The sequence below is a fragment of the Haloterrigena turkmenica DSM 5511 genome, from assembly GCF_000025325.1.
GTDB lineage: Archaea > Halobacteriota > Halobacteria > Halobacteriales > Natrialbaceae > Haloterrigena > Haloterrigena turkmenica.
In genome coordinates this window covers 1,409,642-1,427,693 of sequence record NC_013743.1, presented here as the reverse complement: position 1 = coordinate 1,427,693, position 18,052 = coordinate 1,409,642, and the positions used below count along the sequence as shown (strand labels likewise).

Genomic DNA, 18,052 nt, shown 5'->3' with positions numbered 1-18,052 from the left:
CCCTACACGTCAGACGTATGTCTGACACGATCGGGAGTGAGTATCTGTCACCTACTCGATGCCGTGAATCCCGTCCCCTGACCCGGTAGCCGGCGATTACTGCGTTCGTTCTGTCCGGTTACTTCGAGAACCGATCGGTTTCCTGACGCTGAACTCTCTGCGGACTGACCGTTTCTCCGTCGACGGTGACGGACTCGCCGTCGGCGAGCGCGCCGAATTTCGGCCCCTCGGGGACGCCGACCTCGCGCGCGAGGTTGGGATCGAACGCCGTCCGCTCGGCGACGACCGCGTCGTCCGCGACGGTCACGTCGTCGTACTTCTCCTCGAGGACGGTTGCGAGCTCCGCAACGATCGTTTCGCGGGCGGTGTCTTCGTCTTCGGCCGGAATCGCGACGCGCGATCCGACGCGACTGCCGCCGTTCTCCGTCGCGAAGGCGACGGCGTTCGATGCGACGATTTCTCGCACGCGGTCGGGATCGATCCCCTGTGCGGTGGCGACCAGATCGGCCGGCAGGTCGACGACGTCGAACGCGTCCGCGCGTCGGTCGCCGAACCGGATTCCGTCGTCGACGCGCCCGAGATCGGACTCGACGGCGTCGACCACCTCGAGCGGTCGGTCACCCACCTCGCGGAGCCACGTCTCGCTGACGAGCCGATGACCAAGTTCTTCGAGCGTCTCCTCGAGGACCGGCCACTCGCCGTCGACGAGCGCGATCTCAGCCTCGCTGGCCTCGAACGCGGCCGCGAGCACGTCGGGGTGGGTCGTCGGGTGGGCCATCGACTCGAGGGCCCAGTCGGCCGCGACGTGGCCGACTGCCCACTCGGTCTCGCGGACGACGCGCTCGAACCGCGGCGCGTAGTGGTTGCCGCCGAAGCCGACGATCTGCCGCGAGCGGTGGGGATCGACGCCGCGCAGATCCAGAATCGCTCGGGCGACCGCCTCGGCGCCGGCGGGGTCGTCCCACTGCTCGTCGCCGCTGCCCAGTTCCGCGAACAGCGACGGACAGCCGACGTCGGTCGGGCCGTGGTGGGTACACTCCATCCCGACGTCGTATCCTTCGGGGGCGTGCTCGTCGAAGGCCTCGAGCAGGCGCGCCAGCGCGTGGGGACACGCGTCTGCGACGGCGTTAGGCTCGCCGCCGAACTCCGCGGGGCCGAAATTGCCCGTGAAGTGGCCCGTCAGCAGCGGTCCCGTGTCGCCGGAGTGGCGGGAGGCGAACACCAGCACGTCGGGGTCGCAGTCGAAGGCGTCGACGGGGGACTCGAGTTCTAGGTGGAAGTCCTCGAACGACCGGAGTTCGGCGCCCTCGAGACGGTAGTAGGTCCCGCCGCCGTCGGCGTCGGGTCGGGAGCCGTCCTCGAGGGCCTCCCAGTCGGCGAGGTCGCGGAGCTGGTCGCAGACGTGGACCGACGCGCGGTCGGCCCGGCTCTCGACGATCGCGAGGTCGCTCATACTCGGTCGACCGGGCTGGGACCCAGTAACGTCGTCGGTTCTCGTCCCAGAATTGGTCACTCCGGCACCATAAACGAAAAATAAACATAAATACGTGGCACAGGTCACCGTCGGTTTTTCCACGTTCTGAGTGGTAACTGGTAACGGGAACCACTGGCCTGAACACGGCCAGCGCGAACGTGTTCTGAATACACCAACCAATGACGGACTCATCCTCGGAGTGTAACGGTGGGGCGAACGAATCGGAGACCGGACCGAACGGAGACGACCGCCTCGAGTTCACCCTCGACGTTCGCCGGCTGGCGACGCGCCTCCCCGATCACGGGGTGTCGATACTCGACGCCGACGGTCGCGTCGCCGCGTGGAACGAGAGCGTCCGAGAGCTCACGGGATACGAGGAAGCCGAGGTCGTGGGTCGTCACTATCGCATCTTCTTCCCAGCCGAAGAGCGCACGACCGGCCGGCCGGCGAAGGTGCTCGAGCACGCGCGAACCCAGGGGCGCGTCGAAGACGAGGGCTGGCGACACCGGAGCGACGGCAGCCGGTTCTGGGCTCGCGAGGTGGTCGTTCCGATCCGCGGGGACGAGGTCGCCGACTCGGGGACGTTCGACCCCGACGCGACCTCGAGCGCCGGTACGGACGAGTCGGCCGGCGACGTCGTGGCCTACGCGAACGTCCTCCAGGACCGGACCGACGAGTACGAACGCGAACGGAACCTCCGCGAGGAGAAGACGTTCTCGGAGAGCATCTTCGAGGCCCAACCGGACGTCGTCTACGCCTTCGATGCGGAGGGGACCTTCCTCAAGTGGAACGACCGCGTTCCGGAGGTGACGGGGTACGCGGAGTCGGAACTGGCCGAGATGGAGCCCCTCGAGTTCGTCGCCCCGGACCACCGCGAACGGGTCGCCGACGCCCTCCAGCGAATCCTCGAGGAATCCCCGTACGTTTCCGTCGAAGCGGAGCTGCTCACGAAGGACGGGCGGCGGATCCCCTACGAGTTCAACACGGCACGGATCACCGACGAGACCGGGTCCGTCCTGGGCTTTACCGGCGTCGGTCGCGACGTCAGCGACCGCAAGGCCCGCGAGCGGGAACTCCGCGAGGAGAAGGCGCTGACCGAGAGCATCTTCGAGGCCCAGCCGGACATGCTCTACGCCTACGACACTGAGGGGAAGCTGATCCACTGGAACGAACGGTTCGAGCAGGCGACGGGCTACGAGTCGGGCGAACTCGAGGAAAGGAACCCGCTCGAGTTCATCGCCCCGTCTGACCGCGATCACATCGCCGACGCCATCGAGCGAATCCTCGAGGACGGCGACCGCGTTACCGCCGAGGGAGGGTTACTGACGAGCGACGGCGAGATCGTTCCCTACGAGTTCAACAGCGCGCGGATCACTGACGACACCGGCTCCGTGCTCGGCTTTACCGGCGTCGGCCGCGACATCACCGGTCGCAAGGCCCGTGAGCGGGAACTCGAGCGCCTGGAGCGGCTCAACGCGACGATCAGGACGATCGACGAGGCGATGGTCACGGCCGAGACCCGCGACGAGGTCGAGTCGGCGATCGTCGAGACGTTCGCCGACGCGGACGCCTACCGATTCGCCGCCATCGGTCGGGTCGACCCGGTCGTGACGAGCGGCCGGCAGCCGTGGGAACCCCAGGCGTGGGACGGGATCGACGCGGACGCGGTCGAGACCGTCCTCCCGTCGTTCGTCGGGCCCCCGGACGACGACTCGGACGAACCGACGCTCGAGATGGAGTCCGTGCGGTGTTATCACGACCTCCGCGAGAGCGACGTCGACGACTGGCGCCGCGACGCCCGCGAGCGCGACTACGGCGCGGTCGCGGTCGTCCCGATCACCGCGAGCGGTCGCACCTACGGGCTGCTCGTCGTCGGCGCCGCCGAGTCCGCGGCGTTTACCGACCGCGAGCGAGAGGTCCTTCAGGAGTTTGGCGGCACGATCGGACACGCGATCAACGCGATGGCGGTCCGGCGCCTCCTTTATCAGGACATCGTCGTCGAACTCGAGTTCGAGTCCACCGACCCGCGGGACGTCTACGTCGACTGCTCGGCCCGCCTCGACTGCCGGCTCTCGATCGGTCACGTGTTACCGCTGACCGACGAGCGGTTCGTCCACTACGTGACCGTCACCGACGCCGATCCCGAGCGGATCCGGGCGGTCGTGACCGACTACGACGCGGTCGAGGAGCTCCGGTTGGTCGATACCGACGCGGACGAAAGCCACTGGGAGGTCGTCGTCGCCGGGCCGACGATCACCGGCTTGCTCGCGGATTACGGAGCCCGGGTGCGCTCGCGAGTCGCCGACCGCGGGGTCTCGACGACGGTCGTCCAGGCCAGTCCCGATATCGAGGTCCGCGACCTCGTCGACGCCGTCACCGCGGCCTACCCCGAGACGGAGTTCGTGTCGAAACGGACCGTCGAGCAGCCGGTCGAGACCGGCGGCGACTTCCGGCGGCGGGTCGCCGAAGAGTTGACCGAGAAACAGCGGACGGCCCTCGAGGCGGCCTTCTACGGTGGCTACTTCGAGTGGCCGACGCGAAGCAGCGACGCCGGTGAGATCGCCGATCGACTCGGGATCGCCCGCCAGACGTTCCACCAGCACCTCCGGGTCGCTCAGGCGAAGGTCCTCACGGCGTACTTCGAGGGCGGGACCGGCGCTAAACGCGAGCTACGGGGAGGATGAGAGGATTCCGTCGCGGTATCTCTCGGTCATACCAGAGCACGCTGGTACAGTCCTTTCCCGCGTCAATCCTCTCTATCGAGTAATGAATCCCGGCTCCGCTACTGAACAGATAACCACCGCGTTCGATGGTCTCGCCGCCCCCCGACGGCGGTATCTCCTCTCGGTCCTCTTCGACCGTCGAGAGCCCACGTCGCTGGAAACGCTCGCGACGGAGGTGGCCGTTCGCGAACACGCATCGCCGATCGTCACCACCGAGCAGGTCCGGACCGCGCACATCGAACTCGTTCACAACCACGTCCCCCGGCTGCTCGAGGCCGACCTGCTGATCGAGCGGGAACCGGACGACGAAACACGGTGGCTCGCCCTCGCCGACCGGCCGCTGTTCGACGCCGACTGGGTGACGTTCCTGCTCGAGAACCCGACCGGCGGCACGGAGTGGGACGAACAGCGGGTGAACCGAACGCTCGAGGCGCTGTGTCCCGCCCGTCGCCGCGAGGTCTGTCGCGTCCTCGCGAGACACCCCGAGGGGCTCGCCGTCGCCGACCTCGCCGCGACCCTCGTGGCGCGAAGCGAGGAAACGCGGCTCGTCGACGTCGACGAATCGGCACGGGCACCGATCGAGACGCGACTCGCCCACGACGACCTGCCCGCGCTCGAGGACGCCGGTCTCGTCGCGTACGATCGAGCCGACGGAATCGCCTCGATCGAGACGGACGCGGCTCAGTGGCAAGCCGAGTGGCTGGCCGATGGACCGCTCGCGGACGTGTGCACGCTTCTGCGAACGGCCGACGGACAGTCGGAGACTGACGGCGTCGGCGCGGGGAGCGAAACCGCGGGCGTCTCGACGGACGCGGGCGGCTGCCGGACGCTCGAGGGGACCGAACGCGTCGTCGCCAGGGGCCACGAGATCGCGGACAGCGCCGAGGAAGAATTGGTCGTGACGGTGCCCGACGCGGGACTGCTCGGGCGGCGCTGTCTCGAGCGCTGGCAAGCCGCCGCCGACCGCGGGGTCGACGTCTACGTCGGCTCGCAGTCGCCCCGCGTTCGGGACACCGTCAGGTCGGCCGTTCCCGGGGCGACGATCTGCGAGCCCCAGTGCGACTGGCTGAACCTCCCCACCGGCTGGAACCACCACGGGCACGTCGTCTTCGCCGATCGCGAGCGCGTGATGCTCGTCACGGCCGACGAGGAATCGTCGCCGCCGTCGCGGACGACCGCCATCACCGGCGACGGCCCGGAGAACGCGCTGGTACGGATCGTCCGCGAACACGTCGGGCCGCGACTGGATCAACTGCAGTCACAGTGTGCCGACGCGACCGGGAATACAGAGTCGACACCACTCTAGACGTTTTCGCCGATTCTCGCGGTCATCCTAACGGACTCTTCTAGGACGGGAACAGCAGGTAGATGAATCCGGCGTAGCCGACGACGAGCGCGGCGCCGTCGAGTCTCGTGAGCCGCCGCCCGTACCCCATCATTGCGACCAGGACGACCGTGAAGGCGAGCAGGAACGGGAGTTCGAGCCGGAACGTGCTCGAGGCGATCTCGATCGGCGTGATCAGGGCGACGATCCCCAGCACCGCGAGGATGTTGTAGATGTTCGAGCCGACGACGTTGCCGATGGAGAACGCGGTCTCGCCGCGGACGGCACTGACGACCGACGCCGCCAGCTCCGGCAGTGAGGTGCCGAGTGCGAGCACCGTCAGGCCGATAAAGAGGTCCGAAAAGCCGAGCGCCGACAACAGCCCGGTGCCGCCAGAGACCAGCCACCGCGAGCCGATGACGAGCGCAATCAGCCCGCCGACGACGAGCGCGACGTCCCGGGGCGAGATCCCCTCGCCGGCGTCCGGATCGTCCATCATCGGCGCCGGGTCGGCGTTGACGTAGTAGAGCAGATAGCCGGTGAAACCGGCCAGTACCAGCAGGAAGACCGCGCCCTCGAGGCGGCCGATCGTCCCGTTGGCGCCGAGGGCGACCAGCAGTATCGCGGCGAACACCATGAACGGAACGTGGCGGCGCATGACGATCGAACTGACCTGGAGGGGTTTGATGAGCGCCGAGATGCCGAGCACCAGCCCGATGTTGGCGATGTTCGAGCCGATGACCGCGCCGAGGCCGATATCTGTCGAGACGTTCAGCGCGCCGATCGTCGAGACGAACAGTTCCGGCGCGGTCGTCGCGAAGGCGACTACCGTCACGCCGACGGTCGCCGCCCGGAGGCCGATCCCCAGCGCGAGCCGGCCGGCGCCGGCGACGAGCAGTTCCGCGCCGCCGTAGAGCGCGACGATACCGGCCGCGAGTAGGACGAGATACAGCGGAATGCCGGAGAGCATAGCGGCGGCTACTCGAGAGGGGGGTAAAAGAAATCCGAAAGCATCTCGCGTCGGCGAGTCGGTTGTGGATCGCGCGCGGACGCTCCGTCGCCGAAGTCGCACCGATTATAGTCCCCTCGACGCGACTGTGTGGTATGGCTATGGACGTCTTCGGGTTGCTCGGCAACCCGGTCGGACACTCGCTGTCGCCGCCGATGCACGAAGCCGCCTACGACGAACTCGGCCTCGAGGCTCGCTACGTCACCTTCGAGCCCGAGCCCTCGGCGATCGAGGACGCGATCGACGGCGCCGACGCGCTGGGTATCGCGGGACTGAACGTGACGATTCCGTTCAAGCAGGACGTCCTCGAGTGCGTCGAGGCGGACGAACTGGCGACCCGGATCGGCGCCGTCAACACGATCGATTTCACGGGCGAGGGCGCCCCGACGGGCCACAACACCGACGCGGTCGGTGCCCTGCGTGCCCTGCGCGATCACGGCGTGTCAGTCGACGGCGCACGCGCGGTCGTCGTCGGCGCCGGCGGCGCTGGCCGGGCCGTCGCCTTCGGCCTCGCTGACGCGGGCGCGACCGTCGAGATCGCCAACCGGACCGCGTCGACGGCCCGCGACCTCGCCGACGAGGTGCCTGGCGCGACGGGTCACGGCCTCGAGGACGAGACGCTCGTCGACCTGCTTTCCGACGCCGACGTGCTCGTCAACGCCACCAGCGTCGGCATGGAGGAAGACGAGACGCCGGTGCCGGCCGACGCGCTCCACGGCGACCTAGCCGTGCTGGACGCGGTCTACCGCCCGCTCGAGACGCGACTCCTTCGGGACGCGACCGCGGCCGGGGCGACGACCGTCGACGGCGCGTGGATGTTGCTCTACCAGGGCGTCGAAGCGTTCGAGCGCTGGACCGGGCGAGAGGCGCCGGTCGACGCGATGAACGCGGCGCTTCGCGATCGGCTCTGAGCCGGGTCTGCGGCCGGAATCGACGGTCGAGATCCGAGTATCAGGCGAATTTAAGTGATGGAGCCGACTATATCGCCACAATGGCAATCCTCCAAAAGCTGAAGTCGCTGCTCGGGTTCGGCGATTCGGACCCGGAGCGAGGACGCGGTCGAGAGGTCGGGGTAACGGTCGAACGGGAAGGGTCACGGGAGGACGAGGCCGACGCCAAACCGACCGAGACGGAATCGACGACGGAAACGCCGGCGGCAACCGAAACGCCGGCGCCCTCGAGTTCGACGAGCGGCGCGGACGAAACGACCACCGGGACCGAGGAGTCGACCGCCGGAACTGAGGAGCCGGCTGTCGAAACCGAGGAGCCGGCCGTCGATACCGAGGAGTCAGCCGTTGACGCTGACGAGTCGACCGTCGAAACCGAGGAATCGGCAGCCGCCGAGTCGGCCGGATCGTCGGCTGACGACTCTGAGGAGGCGACCGCTGCCGACACGGCGGACGAAACGCCGGACGTCGAGGACCTGCCCGACAGCGCTGCGGACGCCGCCATCGAGGAGGCGGAGCCGGACAACTCGACCGACGCGGATGCGACGACCGAACCAGAACCGGAGCCGACGGCCGCCGCGGAACCCGAGGAGGAATCCATCGAGCCGGAGACAGCCGACGAATCCGCGGCGACGGACGCGGAGACGGCGTCCGAACCGGAGGAGGCGGCCGACGACGAAACCAACCAGGAGCCGGTCGACTCGATCAAGGGGATCGGCCCGGCCTACGCGGATCGCCTCGCCGCTGCGGGCGTCGAAACGGTCGGCGAACTCGCCGACGCCGACGCCGACGACCTGTCCGAGCAGACCGACATCTCTGAAACGCGCATTCAGGGCTGGATCGACCGCGCGGACGTCCGCTAGTCGTCGACGCCCTCGTTCCCACGCACGACTGTCCGACCTCCCACTCTCCCGACGGCTACTCTCGGCCTCTCGTTTTCCGCTACTCTCGAAACCGCAAGAGGATTAGGCGCTCGCTCCCTTCCAAGGGGTATGAGCGATCCGCGCGTCGTTACCTCGCTCGCGTCGTTTCGAGCCGCCGCCCATGAGCTGCTCGAGGGTGACGACGCCACACCGACCGATAATGCGCCGGCTGACAACGTGACGACCGACGTCGCGACGTCACGAGAACCCGACGTTCGAATTCCAATCGAAGTCCGCGTCGCCGTCGACGATCCGTTTCTCGCCTATCGACGGGCGCGCGATGCCGACGCGGGCGGCGCCTTCCTCGAGACGACCGGCGGCCAGCCCGGCTGGGGCTACTTCGGCGTCGACCCCGTCGACCGGCTGACGGTCGGGCCCGACGCGGTCGCGCGAACTGACGACGAGGATTCTCCGACGCTGGCGGCCCTCGAGGGGCTCCTCGAGCAGGACCAGCTGGTTCGCGGCGACTGTTCGGTCCCCTACCCCTGCGGGGCGATCGGCTGGCTCTCCTACGACGTCGCCCGCGAACTCGAGTCCCTTCCCGAGTCGGCCGTCGACGATCGGGGGCTTCCCCGCCTCGAGATCGGCGTCTACGACCGGCTGGCGGCCTGGGAAGCGCCGACCGACGACGGTGAGGTGACGCTGCGGGTGACGGCCTGTCCGCGAATCGCGGTCGGCGACGGCCGCTCCGACGAGACGCTCGAGGCGGCCTACGAACGCGGCCGCGACCGGGCGCTCGAGCTCGCGCGGGCCGCCCTCGAGGGCGATCCCGCGGTCGACGAGCCGCCAGTCGCGACGTCCGAAGCGACGTTCGAGAGCGACTGCGGCCGCGAGGCGTTCGCCGAGCGCGTCCGTCGAGTCAAGGAGTACGTCCGTGACGGCGACACCTTTCAGGCGAACGTCTCCCAGCGGCTGGTCGCCCCCGCGGCGGTCCACCCCGTCGCGGCCTACGACGCCCTCCGACGGGTCAACCCCGCGCCGTACTCGGGGCTCCTCGAGTTTCGTGCGGCCGATCTGGTGAGCGCGAGTCCCGAGCTATTACTGGAACGAAATGGCGACTTCGTCCGGACGGAACCCATCGCGGGCACGCGACCGCGCGGCGAGACGGCCGAAGACGACCGAGAACTCGAGGAGGACCTCCTGACCGACGAGAAGGAACGCGCCGAACACGCAATGTTGGTCGATCTGGAACGTAACGACCTCGGGAAGGTCTGCGAGTACGGCTCCGTGACGGTCGACGAGTACCGGCGGATCGACCGCTACTCGGAGGTGATGCACCTCGTCTCGAACGTGACCGGACGACTGCGCGACGACGAGTCGCTGGCCGACGCTATCGCGGCGGTCTTCCCGGGCGGTACGATCACCGGCGCGCCGAAGCCGCGGACGATGGAAATCATCGACGAACTTGAGGCGACCCGTCGGGGCCCCTACACGGGCAGCGTCGGAATCTTCGGTTTCGACGGGCGGGCGACGCTGAACATCGTCATCCGGACGCTCGTCCGCCACGCCGAGGAGTACCACCTCCGCGTCGGCGCCGGGATCGTCCACGACTCCGATCCCTACCGCGAGTACGACGAGACCCTCGACAAGGCCCGCGCGCTGATCGCGGCCGTCGACGAGGCACTGGGCGAGCGGGCCGGAATGGCGCTCGAGGCTGAAGGCAGAGGTGAGCAGCGTGAGTGACGGAGGTAGCACCCGGGAGCGAGCGACAGCGAGCGACCGCAGCGACAGGGTGTTGGTGGTCGACAACTACGATTCGTTCGCGTACAACCTCGTCCAGTACGTCGGCGAGGTGGCGGACGAGGTCGTGGTCCGGCGCAACGACGAGATCGGTCTCGCCGATCTCGAGTCGATCGATCCCACTGGCATCGTCGTCTCGCCGGGGCCGGGTACGCCCGAGGAAGCGGGAATCTCGGTTCCGCTGTTCGCCGAGACCGACTACCCGATTCTGGGCGTCTGTCTCGGCCATCAGGCCCTCTGTGCGGCCAACGGCGCGCCGGTGGTGCACGCGCCCCACGTCGTCCACGGCAAGCCCTCGACGGTCGAGCACGACGGGGACGGCATCTTCGCGGCGTTGCCGGAGACGTTCCAGGTCGGGCGGTATCACTCGCTGGCGGTCGACCGCGCGGACCTGCCCGATTCGCTACTCGAGACGGCGCGGACGACCGACGAGCGCGGCGTGTTGATGGCTGTCCGTCACCGCGAGAAACCCCACGTCGGCGTCCAGTTCCACCCCGAGAGCATTCTGACGCGGGGCCACGACGACGCGGCCGGTGACGACGGCATCTCGCTGCGGGTCGGGAAACGCATGATAGCGAACTTCTGTCGATTCGCCGCGGAAGCGACGGCGACGGAGGAGACGCAGGATGACTGACGAAGGTGATCGCTACTACCACGTCGACGGCGAGATCGCGCCCGCGAGCGGGGCGACCGTTAGCGTCGACGACCGAGGCTTTCGGTACGGCGACGCCGCCTTCGAGACCATTCGAGCCTACGGCGGGACGGTCTTCGCGTGGGAGCGCCATCTCGAGCGCCTCAAGTCCACCTGCGACGCCCTGTCGCTCGCACATAATTTGACCAGGACCGATCTCCGCGGACGGATCGACGAGACCCTTGCCGCGAACGACCTCGCGGACGCCTACGTTCGGCTCTCGATTACGCGCGGCGTCCAGCCGGGGAAGCTGACGCCCCGACCCGAGGTCGATCCGACGGTCGTGATTTACGCGAAACCGCTCCCACGCGGGGGGCTCGAGGGGACCTCGGTCTGGGACGAGCCCGCGACCGTGCGGACCGTCGAGACGCGCCGAGTGCCCGACGAGGCGATCCCCGCTGGGGCGAAGACACACAATTACCTGAACGGAATCCTCGCGCGCGCGGAACTGCATCGGGGCGAGAGTGGGGCCGGCACCGAGACCGAGGACGGAACGGCGGCCGACGAGGCGCTCATGCGCGACCTCGAGGGGTCGGTCGCGGAGGGCGCGACGAGCAACCTGTTTTTCGTCCGCGACGGCACCCTCCACACGCCGACGACCGACGGAGACGTGCTACCGGGAATCACCCGCGAGATCGTCCTCGAACTGGCTGCCGAGGAGGGAATTCCGACTCGAGAGGGGCGGTACGATCTTACAGACGTCCGCGGGGCCGACGAGGCGTTTCTGACGAACCGGACCTGGGAGCTGCGACCGATCGCGACGCTGGACGACCGGGAGATCGGCGGCGGACCTGTTACGGAGCGACTCTCGCGGCTGTACGACGAACGCGTCGAGCAGGCCTGTTACTCGTCGAGATAGCTCCGCGAGGCGATCGCGACTGCCTCACGTATCCGCGGTCCGCAGCGGAACCGGCGGCATCCCGACCGTGAATCCGATCCCGAGTCCGATCGTGGAACCGACGTACTCGAGCGGTTCGAACCGATCGAAGACGAGGACCTCGAGGCCGCCGATGAGAACGAAGGCGACAATCGCCCAGAACACGAACGAGAGCGCGATGTTCCGGGCGATCCACTCGCTCATTTTTCAGTCATCACTTCGGATAGCAAGCTGATAAGCGTGTCGCGAACCGCACCGTCGTCGCGCCGTCTCGAGCGAGCGGACGTTCCCTCGAGTGCCGATTGCAACAAGTTCAAGCACCGGACGCCCCGAATTCAGAATCGTGCTCTCCGGAGGGCGACGGCGACTGTTCGACGTCTGGCGGCGCGTGTTCGATCTCTCGTGGCCGGTGATGATCGAGCAGTTCCTCCGGACGATGATGCGAACGACGGACGTCGTCGTCACCGGACTGTTCTCGCCCGCGGCGGTCGCGGCCGTCGGGCTGGCGGACCTGTATGCGCGGTTGCCGCTACGGATCGGGCTGGGCCTGGGAAGCGGCGTTATCGCCCTCTTGAGTCAGGACACGGGCAGCGGCGCGACGGGCAACCGGGACGAGGCGATCACGCAGGCGATACTGCTCGGCGCGGTCGCCGGGCTCCCGTTCGTGCTGTTCGGCGTTCTCTTCGGAGAGCGAGCGATCGGCGTGCTCGGCGCCGAGTCGGCGGTGGCCCGCATGGGCGGGCTCTACCTCGCGATCATCTTCGCGACCAGCCCAGCCCGCCACGTCGCGCTGGTCGCCGCGCGGTCGATGCAGGGGGCCGGCGACACGCGGACGCCGATGTACCTCAACGTCGTCTCGAACGGCCTCAACATCGTCGGGACGCTCGTTCTCGGGTTGGGGTTGGGGCCCGCGCCGCGGCTCCACATCCTCGGCGTCGGCATCGCGACCGCCTTCGGCAACGTCTTCTCCGCGCTCGCGCTCGTCGCCGCGATCCGCGGTCCGTGGACGCCGGCCGGCTTCGTCCGCCCTCGCCAGTGGACGGTCACGAAGCAACTGCTCGCGATCAGCGCCCCGCGGATCGCGGAGGGGCTGGTGACGACCGTCCTCGAGTTCCCCTTTAATTCGATCCTGCTGGTCTTCGGGACGGACGTCAACGCAGCCTACCAGATCGGGCGGCGAGTCTATCAGCAACTGACCAGCCCGATCTCGCGGGGGTACCGGACCGGGACGAGCATCGTCGTCGGACAGACGCTCGGCGACGGCGATCCCGCGGGGGCGCGGTACAACGGCTGGGCCGCGGCCCTGCTCGGACTCCTGACCGTCGGCTCGCTCGGCGGCGTGATATTCGTCGGCGCCGAGAGGATCGTCGGCCTCTTCACCGACGATCCGTCGACGATCGGCTACGCGGCCGGCTTCGCTCGCGCGTACGCCCTCGCGGCGCCGGTGACGATCCTCTACGTCGTGCTCTCGGGCGCGCTCACCAGCGGCAGCGACACGCGGACGCCCTTTGTCGCTCGCGTCTCGGGGATGGCCGTCGGCATGCTCGGCGTCTCGGCCGTCGGCGGGATCTACCTCGACTACGGAATGTCGGCGGTGTACGCCTCGATCGTCGTCTTCTACGTCTGGGCGATGATCTACGTCGCCGTCGGCTACTATCGGGGCGGCTGGGTCGAACGGACGCGGACGATGATGGACGAGCGCGGCAGCGCGCCGAGCGAGGACTGACCGTCAGTCGGACTCGAGAGCCGCCCGTTCGGGGTCGTCCGACTCGGCCGGCGCCTCGAGGAGTTCGCGGTCGGTTCCTGACAACTCGAGGACGAACTCGGAATCGAACGCCGAGGAGGGCGTCTGGAAGCCGGCCGGCAGGCGACCGCGGCCGCTCCGGCCCCGCTCGCCCCAGCCGATGACGCGTTCGGCGGCGCTCACCGCGGCCTCGGCCGTCAGCGCGTAGGGGTTCGGGGTCCGAAGTCGGGCACTGGCGCGACGCCCGGTCGTCTCGTCGACGGCCTCGCCCCAGACGGTCGCGGCGCCGGTCGAGCGGGCCGCGTCGTCGGGACCGTCGACTCGAGCGTCGACGAGGCGCTTGAGTACCGTTTCGACCGGCCGGCGCTCGAGCAGCCAGCCCAGCGAGTCGACGGCCGAGAGCGCGCGGGTCGCCCACGACGGCGCGGCCGCGTAGACTTCGATCGAGTCGATGCCCGTGCTGTGGGCGGCGGTGACGACGTCGCCCCACGGGATCGTGACGGCGTGTTCGGGGCCGTCGCCGAAGTCGATCTCGCGGCTCCGGTAGGCCATCGGGACCTTGATGAGCCGGCCGTTTCGCCGGATCACACCGTCGTCGCCGATGTGTTCGACGAGCGTTCGGGCGGTGCCCCGCGAGAGCCCGCCGCCGCCCTTGATCGCAAGCGAAAGGGCGGTCGCGTCCGGCAGTTGTGCGTGGAGAAACGCTGCCAGACAGTCGGTGGGGACGACGTCGAAGCCGACGCCCGGCAGGAGCGTGATCCCCGCCGCGCGGGCCGCTTCGTCCCGTCGGCGGAGCCGTTCGAACGCCTGGAACTCGCCGCTGATGTCGAGGTAGTCGGTGTCCGTCTCGAGGCAGGCGTCGACGAGCGGGTCGACCGTGTTCACGAACGGCCCGGCGCAGTTCAACACGGCGTCGAACGATCGGAGGTGGGCGGCGACGTCCGCGGCGTCGCTCAGGTCGAAGGTTCGCCCTTCGACACCGAGTTCGTCCGCTTGTCGGGAGACGGCGCGACCGTTGCGACCGGCGACGACCGGGGACCCTCCTCGAGAGACGGCTTCGCGAGCGATCAGTCGGCCGGTGTAGCCGTAGGAGCCGTAGATGAGAAGGGAGTCCATAGCCGTCGTTTGGCGCTCGGGATGTTAAATCTGCGTCAGACGTTCGGGCGATCGAAACGTTCACCACGGCGGACCCGTAACCGAGCGGGCGATGGACGCGTCCCAACGGATCACCGCGCTCGAGGACGTGCCGGCAGAGTCGACGGTGCTCTTTCGCGTGACCGACGGCTCCGACGGCGAACAGGAGGCGATTCTCGTTGCCACCGAGAACGGGACCGGCGGCGACGGGATTGACGGCGAGACCGACGAGGATCGACTCGCCTGCTGGCTGAACTACTGCCAACATCTCACCCACATCAAGATCGACAAGGGCTCCGGCGCTTCGATGCGAAACGGGGAACTCGTCTGTGCCAACCACGGCGCCTACTTCGACGCCGGCTCCGGGGAGTGTACGTACGGCCCCTGCGAGGGCGCCTACCTCACCGATCTCGAGGTGACGGTCCACGACGGTACGGTCTACCTGACCGATGACGACTACGAGTACGTCGGTGCGGGACCGGTCGACGACGATGACGACCTCTCCTCGAGTTCTAACGTCAAAATCTAGGCCAGTTCGGGTCTCTCCGGGAGTTCGGGTGCGCCGCCGCTACTCGAGGGCGATCGGGACGACGAGGTCGCGCTCCTGATCGTACTCGAGCAGGCCGGCGTCGACCAGTCGTGGCAGGTGGTCGTGATACAGCGAGAGATAGATTTCGTGGACGCGCTCGGCGGAGATGTTCGGGACCTGGCAGCCGGTTTCCCGGACGGCGACCTCCTCGGCGGCGTCGGGCAGCGTCAGCGACTCGCCGTAGGTTCGCATGACCGACAGCAGCAGTCGGCGGCGCTGAGCGGCCAGCAGTCCGAACGCGTCGTCGACCGTTTCGGCTGACGCGTCGCAGCCCTCGAGTTCGTCGAGGACCGCCAGCACGAAGTCGACACAGTCGGACTCGGAGTGGGGTGTGGCAGTCATTCGTAACCTCCATTGGCCTCTCGAAACGGACGGACGCCTGCGCTGGAGAGACGAGAGCGGGGTAGGCGCCGATGGGACAGCGGATCGACCGTCCGTTCGCTCGAGGGTATGTACCGATTTCTCGGGGGCGCAGTAAATATTAGTATCGAATCCGACTCAGCTGTCTCATCTGGGACGACTATCACCGTTTCGAGACCGTCCCGATCACCCGATCGTCAGGGTCGGTTCGGTGACGGACTCGCTCTTGCAACTGGGACACCGTGAGGGGAGGTTCAGCAGGTCGTCGAAGTCGTCGAAGCCGCAGTCTCGACACGCCGGCGGCGCGACGAGTAGCTGTTCGTCCGCGTCGTTCCCGTCGATCGATCGGGAGACGTGTTCGGCGTGGCGAACCACCGATTCCGGCGTCAGATCGAGTCGGACCGCGAGTTCGCTGGGCGTCGCGGGCTCGTCTCGGAGGGCGTCGGCGAGTCGCTGTCGCGTCGTTTCGTCGGCCTCGCGCATACGTCCGACAAACGCCCGTCCGACCGTTAGCCTATCGGTCGTCACACCGTCGACCTCGGTCGCGCCCGACTCCGGAATCCGACGACGGCGACGCGATCCCTGAAAGGGTAAACCACTTATCATAGGCAGATGAATGACGAGCCATGAAAGCCGTCGTCCTCGCCGGCGGGTACGCGACTCGTATGTGGCCGATCACGAAACACCGGCCCAAGATGTTCCTCCCGATCGGCGACTCCACCGTCATCGATCGCATCTTCGCCGAACTCGAGGCTGACGACCGAATCGACGAGGTCTTCGTCAGCACCAACGAGCGGTTCGCACCCGACTTCGAGGCCCACCTCGCCGACAGCGAGTTCGAGAAACCGCGGCTATCGGTCGAGGACACGACCGAGGAGGACGACAAGTTCGGCGTCGTCGGCGCGCTCGCGCAGTTGATCGACCGCGAGAACGTCGACGACGATCTGCTGGTTATCGCCGGCGACAATCTGATCAGCTTCGACGTCGCTGACTTCGTGGACTACTTCGAGGACCACGGCGCGCCGACGCTTGCCGCCTACGACGTCGGCTCCCGCGAAAAGGCCACATCTTACGGCCTGGTCGAACTCGAGGACGACCGGGTCGTCGACTTCCAGGAGAAACCGGACGATCCCAACAGCACACTGGTCTCGATCGCCTGTTACGCGTTCCCGCAGGACTCGCTGTCCCTGTTTCCCACGTACCTCGAGGAGGGGAACAACCCCGACGAGCCGGGCTGGTTCATCCAGTGGCTCCAGAACCACGAGGCGACCTACGCCTACACCTTCGACGGCGCCTGGTTCGACATCGGCACCCCCGAGAGCTATCTCGACGCCGTCGGCTGGCACCTCGACGGCGACTCGCTGGTCGCCGACTCGGCGACCCTCGAGAACGCCTCGATCGGCGACAACGTCCACGTCATGGGCGACGTCACCCTCGAGAACACCGATCTCGACCACGCCGTGATCTTCCCCGACGCGACGGTCCGGGACGCCGACATCCGCCGATCGATCATCGACGAGGGAACGCATCTCGAGGAACTGGATCTCGCGGGTGCGCTCATCGGCGCCCACACGACGATTACGAACGGCCCCACGGAGTGACAGAGAGTCGCTCGCCTGCGTCGCACGGCGGTGTCGTCCGGTGGGGCCGGACGAGCGTACATCGGTTTTCGAACTGAACTAGTCGATACAGCTATCAGTCACCCGTGTGATGTGTGCCGACAACGCACATGTCACGGGCGGTCCAGTCGGTTCTCTACTGGTACGCCGAGGGCGTTCCCTGCGCGGAACTCGCGGCCGCCTTCCGCGAGCGCCGCCGCTGGACCGGCGACGATCCGCGGCTATTGCTCGCCGAAGCGGCCGCGTCGACGACCGGCCAGCGCTTTCTCGGCGGTGTCAAACCGATCGTCGAGCGGTTCCGCGAGGCGTTCGTCGCGACCGACCGGATCGAGTCGCTGGCCGATCTCGCCGCCGTCGACCTCGAGGACGACGCCCTCGTCGCGGCCGTCGGCGCCAAGCGCAAACGACACGTTCTGCTCGAGGCCGCCGCCGTGCTCGCGGGCCGTCCGGAGAGCGAGGATCTGGGCGCGCTGGTCGCGTGGGCGGAAACGGCCGACCACTACCGCTACGACGAGGATCCCATCGGCGAGATCGCCGGCGTCGGCCCCTCGACGTTTCAGTACCTGCGCCAGCTCGCTGGCGTCGAGACGATCAGGGCGGATCCGGCCGTCGTCCGGTTGCTCGACGCCGTCGCAGACGACCTCGAGTCGTCGCCGCTGGACACCGCGAGCGATCGCCGGACGATCGCGTCGGGCGAGTGGCTGGCCCTCGAGTCGTCGTACTCCGCCCTCGAGATCGATCGGCTCGCCTGGTGGACGAATACGGACGCCGACGACCGCGCGGCCGTCCTCGAGGTCCACGGCTCGCCGGCCGACCGCGGAAGTGACTGCGAATAGACGGTGCTCGAGTGCCGGCGGGTCGTCTCGGAGCGAACGAGTACTACCGGACGAACAGAACG

17 protein-coding genes are annotated in these 18,052 nt (G+C 68.1%); 11 read left to right on the top strand and 6 right to left on the bottom strand.

The annotated features are described in order from the left end of the window. Positions 1-118 precede the first annotated feature (118 nt). Positions 119-1,453, bottom strand: a complete 1,335-nt coding sequence (locus HTUR_RS06740) for a D-aminoacyl-tRNA deacylase (protein WP_012942565.1) — start codon at positions 1,451-1,453, stop codon at positions 119-121. Between the two features lie 200 nt (positions 1,454-1,653). Here HTUR_RS06740 and HTUR_RS06735 point away from each other — a divergent pair, with 200 nt between their 5' ends. Both HTUR_RS06735 and HTUR_RS06730 read left to right on the top strand, forming a co-directional pair. Beyond that, entirely contained in the window at positions 1,654-4,158 is a 2,505-nt protein-coding gene (locus HTUR_RS06735; protein ID WP_012942564.1) for a PAS domain S-box protein, read from the top strand. Between the two features lie 82 nt (positions 4,159-4,240). Continuing rightward, a complete protein-coding gene (locus HTUR_RS06730) occupies positions 4,241-5,503 on the top strand; it encodes a DUF7344 domain-containing protein (RefSeq protein WP_012942563.1) in 1,263 nt (420 codons plus the stop codon). Between the two features lie 40 nt (positions 5,504-5,543). Here the strand turns inward: HTUR_RS06730 and HTUR_RS06725 are convergent, their stop codons facing one another. Next, complete coding sequence (locus HTUR_RS06725) at positions 5,544-6,491, bottom strand: calcium/sodium antiporter (RefSeq protein ID WP_012942562.1); 948 nt, start codon at positions 6,489-6,491, stop codon at positions 5,544-5,546. Between the two features lie 140 nt (positions 6,492-6,631). Between HTUR_RS06725 and HTUR_RS06720 the strand changes: the two genes are divergently transcribed. The 5 genes from HTUR_RS06720 to HTUR_RS06700 all read left to right on the top strand — a co-directional run bounded on the left by HTUR_RS06720 (position 6,632) and on the right by HTUR_RS06700 (position 11,690). Then, positions 6,632-7,441 (top strand): shikimate dehydrogenase, encoded by an 810-nt coding sequence (locus HTUR_RS06720; RefSeq protein ID WP_049941642.1) that lies wholly within the window; start codon positions 6,632-6,634, stop codon positions 7,439-7,441. A gap of 80 nt (positions 7,442-7,521) precedes the next feature. Beyond that, a complete protein-coding gene (locus tag HTUR_RS06715) occupies positions 7,522-8,340 on the top strand; it encodes a helix-hairpin-helix domain-containing protein (protein WP_012942560.1) in 819 nt (272 codons plus the stop codon). Between the two features lie 129 nt (positions 8,341-8,469). Then, on the top strand, positions 8,470-10,083 hold the full coding sequence (pabB, locus tag HTUR_RS06710) for an aminodeoxychorismate synthase, component I (RefSeq protein WP_012942559.1): 1,614 nt from the start codon (positions 8,470-8,472) through the stop codon (positions 10,081-10,083). After that, a complete protein-coding gene (locus tag HTUR_RS06705) occupies positions 10,076-10,774 on the top strand; it encodes an anthranilate synthase component II (RefSeq protein ID WP_012942558.1) in 699 nt (232 codons plus the stop codon). The genes pabB and HTUR_RS06705 overlap by 8 nt, the downstream gene beginning before the upstream one ends. Continuing rightward, positions 10,767-11,690, top strand: a complete 924-nt coding sequence (locus HTUR_RS06700) for an aminotransferase class IV (protein WP_012942557.1) — start codon at positions 10,767-10,769, stop codon at positions 11,688-11,690. The genes HTUR_RS06705 and HTUR_RS06700 overlap by 8 nt, the downstream gene beginning before the upstream one ends. Positions 11,691-11,714: 24 nt before the next feature. Here the strand turns inward: HTUR_RS06700 and HTUR_RS06695 are convergent, their stop codons facing one another. Further along, complete coding sequence (locus HTUR_RS06695; RefSeq protein ID WP_012942556.1) at positions 11,715-11,912, bottom strand: hypothetical protein; 198 nt, start codon at positions 11,910-11,912, stop codon at positions 11,715-11,717. Between the two features lie 208 nt (positions 11,913-12,120). Between HTUR_RS06695 and HTUR_RS06690 the strand changes: the two genes are divergently transcribed. After that, positions 12,121-13,434, top strand: coding sequence for an MATE family efflux transporter (locus HTUR_RS06690; protein WP_012942555.1), 1,314 nt, complete (start codon positions 12,121-12,123; stop codon positions 13,432-13,434). 3 nt (positions 13,435-13,437) lie between these two features. Here HTUR_RS06690 and HTUR_RS06685 read toward each other — a convergent pair whose 3' ends face one another. Then, positions 13,438-14,568: a saccharopine dehydrogenase family protein gene (locus HTUR_RS06685; protein ID WP_012942554.1), complete on the bottom strand. Its 1,131-nt coding sequence runs from the start codon at positions 14,566-14,568 to the stop codon at positions 13,438-13,440. A gap of 91 nt (positions 14,569-14,659) precedes the next feature. On the opposite strand from HTUR_RS06685, the gene HTUR_RS06680 reads away from it, so the two are divergent. After that, entirely contained in the window at positions 14,660-15,115 is a 456-nt protein-coding gene (locus HTUR_RS06680) for a Rieske (2Fe-2S) protein (protein WP_012942553.1), read from the top strand. Positions 15,116-15,154: 39 nt separating this feature from the next. Here the strand turns inward: HTUR_RS06680 and HTUR_RS06675 are convergent, their stop codons facing one another. Then, positions 15,155-15,517 carry a DUF7344 domain-containing protein gene (locus tag HTUR_RS06675; protein WP_012942552.1) on the bottom strand — a complete coding sequence of 121 codons (363 nt, stop codon included), beginning with the start codon at positions 15,515-15,517 and terminating at the stop codon, positions 15,155-15,157. A gap of 204 nt (positions 15,518-15,721) precedes the next feature. Further along, the gene (locus HTUR_RS06670; protein ID WP_012942551.1) at positions 15,722-16,018 is read right to left on the bottom strand and encodes a transcriptional regulator; all 297 of its coding nucleotides are present in this window, start codon (positions 16,016-16,018) and stop codon (positions 15,722-15,724) included. A gap of 143 nt (positions 16,019-16,161) precedes the next feature. Here HTUR_RS06670 and HTUR_RS06665 point away from each other — a divergent pair, with 143 nt between their 5' ends. Then, entirely contained in the window at positions 16,162-17,136 is a 975-nt protein-coding gene (locus HTUR_RS06665; RefSeq protein WP_012942550.1) for a sugar phosphate nucleotidyltransferase, read from the top strand. A 128-nt stretch (positions 17,137-17,264) separates the two neighbouring features. Beyond that, positions 17,265-17,990: a hypothetical protein gene (locus HTUR_RS06660; RefSeq protein WP_012942549.1), complete on the top strand. Its 726-nt coding sequence runs from the start codon at positions 17,265-17,267 to the stop codon at positions 17,988-17,990. Positions 17,991-18,052: the final 62 nt, after the last annotated feature.

Excerpts from the sequence above, each read along its gene's own strand:
- HTUR_RS06690 (WP_012942555.1), top strand. The coding sequence starts at position 12,121 with ATGATCGAGCAGTTCCTCCGGACGATGATGCGAACGACGGACGTCGTC.
- HTUR_RS06675 (WP_012942552.1), bottom strand. The coding sequence starts at position 15,517 with ATGACTGCCACACCCCACTCCGAGTCCGACTGTGTCGACTTCGTGCTG.
- HTUR_RS06685 (WP_012942554.1), bottom strand. The coding sequence starts at position 14,568 with ATGGACTCCCTTCTCATCTACGGCTCCTACGGCTACACCGGCCGACTG.
- HTUR_RS06695 (WP_012942556.1), bottom strand. The coding sequence starts at position 11,912 with ATGAGCGAGTGGATCGCCCGGAACATCGCGCTCTCGTTCGTGTTCTGG.
- HTUR_RS06665 (WP_012942550.1), top strand. The coding sequence starts at position 16,162 with ATGAAAGCCGTCGTCCTCGCCGGCGGGTACGCGACTCGTATGTGGCCG.
- HTUR_RS06660 (WP_012942549.1), top strand. The coding sequence starts at position 17,265 with ATGTCACGGGCGGTCCAGTCGGTTCTCTACTGGTACGCCGAGGGCGTT.
- HTUR_RS06680 (WP_012942553.1), top strand. The coding sequence starts at position 14,660 with ATGGACGCGTCCCAACGGATCACCGCGCTCGAGGACGTGCCGGCAGAG.
- HTUR_RS06720 (WP_049941642.1), top strand. The coding sequence starts at position 6,632 with ATGGACGTCTTCGGGTTGCTCGGCAACCCGGTCGGACACTCGCTGTCG.
- HTUR_RS06730 (WP_012942563.1), top strand. The coding sequence starts at position 4,241 with ATGAATCCCGGCTCCGCTACTGAACAGATAACCACCGCGTTCGATGGT.
- HTUR_RS06700 (WP_012942557.1), top strand. The coding sequence starts at position 10,767 with ATGACTGACGAAGGTGATCGCTACTACCACGTCGACGGCGAGATCGCG.
- HTUR_RS06715 (WP_012942560.1), top strand. The coding sequence starts at position 7,522 with ATGGCAATCCTCCAAAAGCTGAAGTCGCTGCTCGGGTTCGGCGATTCG.
- HTUR_RS06725 (WP_012942562.1), bottom strand. The coding sequence starts at position 6,491 with ATGCTCTCCGGCATTCCGCTGTATCTCGTCCTACTCGCGGCCGGTATC.
- HTUR_RS06740 (WP_012942565.1), bottom strand. The coding sequence starts at position 1,453 with ATGAGCGACCTCGCGATCGTCGAGAGCCGGGCCGACCGCGCGTCGGTC.
- HTUR_RS06670 (WP_012942551.1), bottom strand. The coding sequence starts at position 16,018 with ATGCGCGAGGCCGACGAAACGACGCGACAGCGACTCGCCGACGCCCTC.
- HTUR_RS06735 (WP_012942564.1), top strand. The coding sequence starts at position 1,654 with ATGACGGACTCATCCTCGGAGTGTAACGGTGGGGCGAACGAATCGGAG.
- pabB (WP_012942559.1), top strand. The coding sequence starts at position 8,470 with ATGAGCGATCCGCGCGTCGTTACCTCGCTCGCGTCGTTTCGAGCCGCC.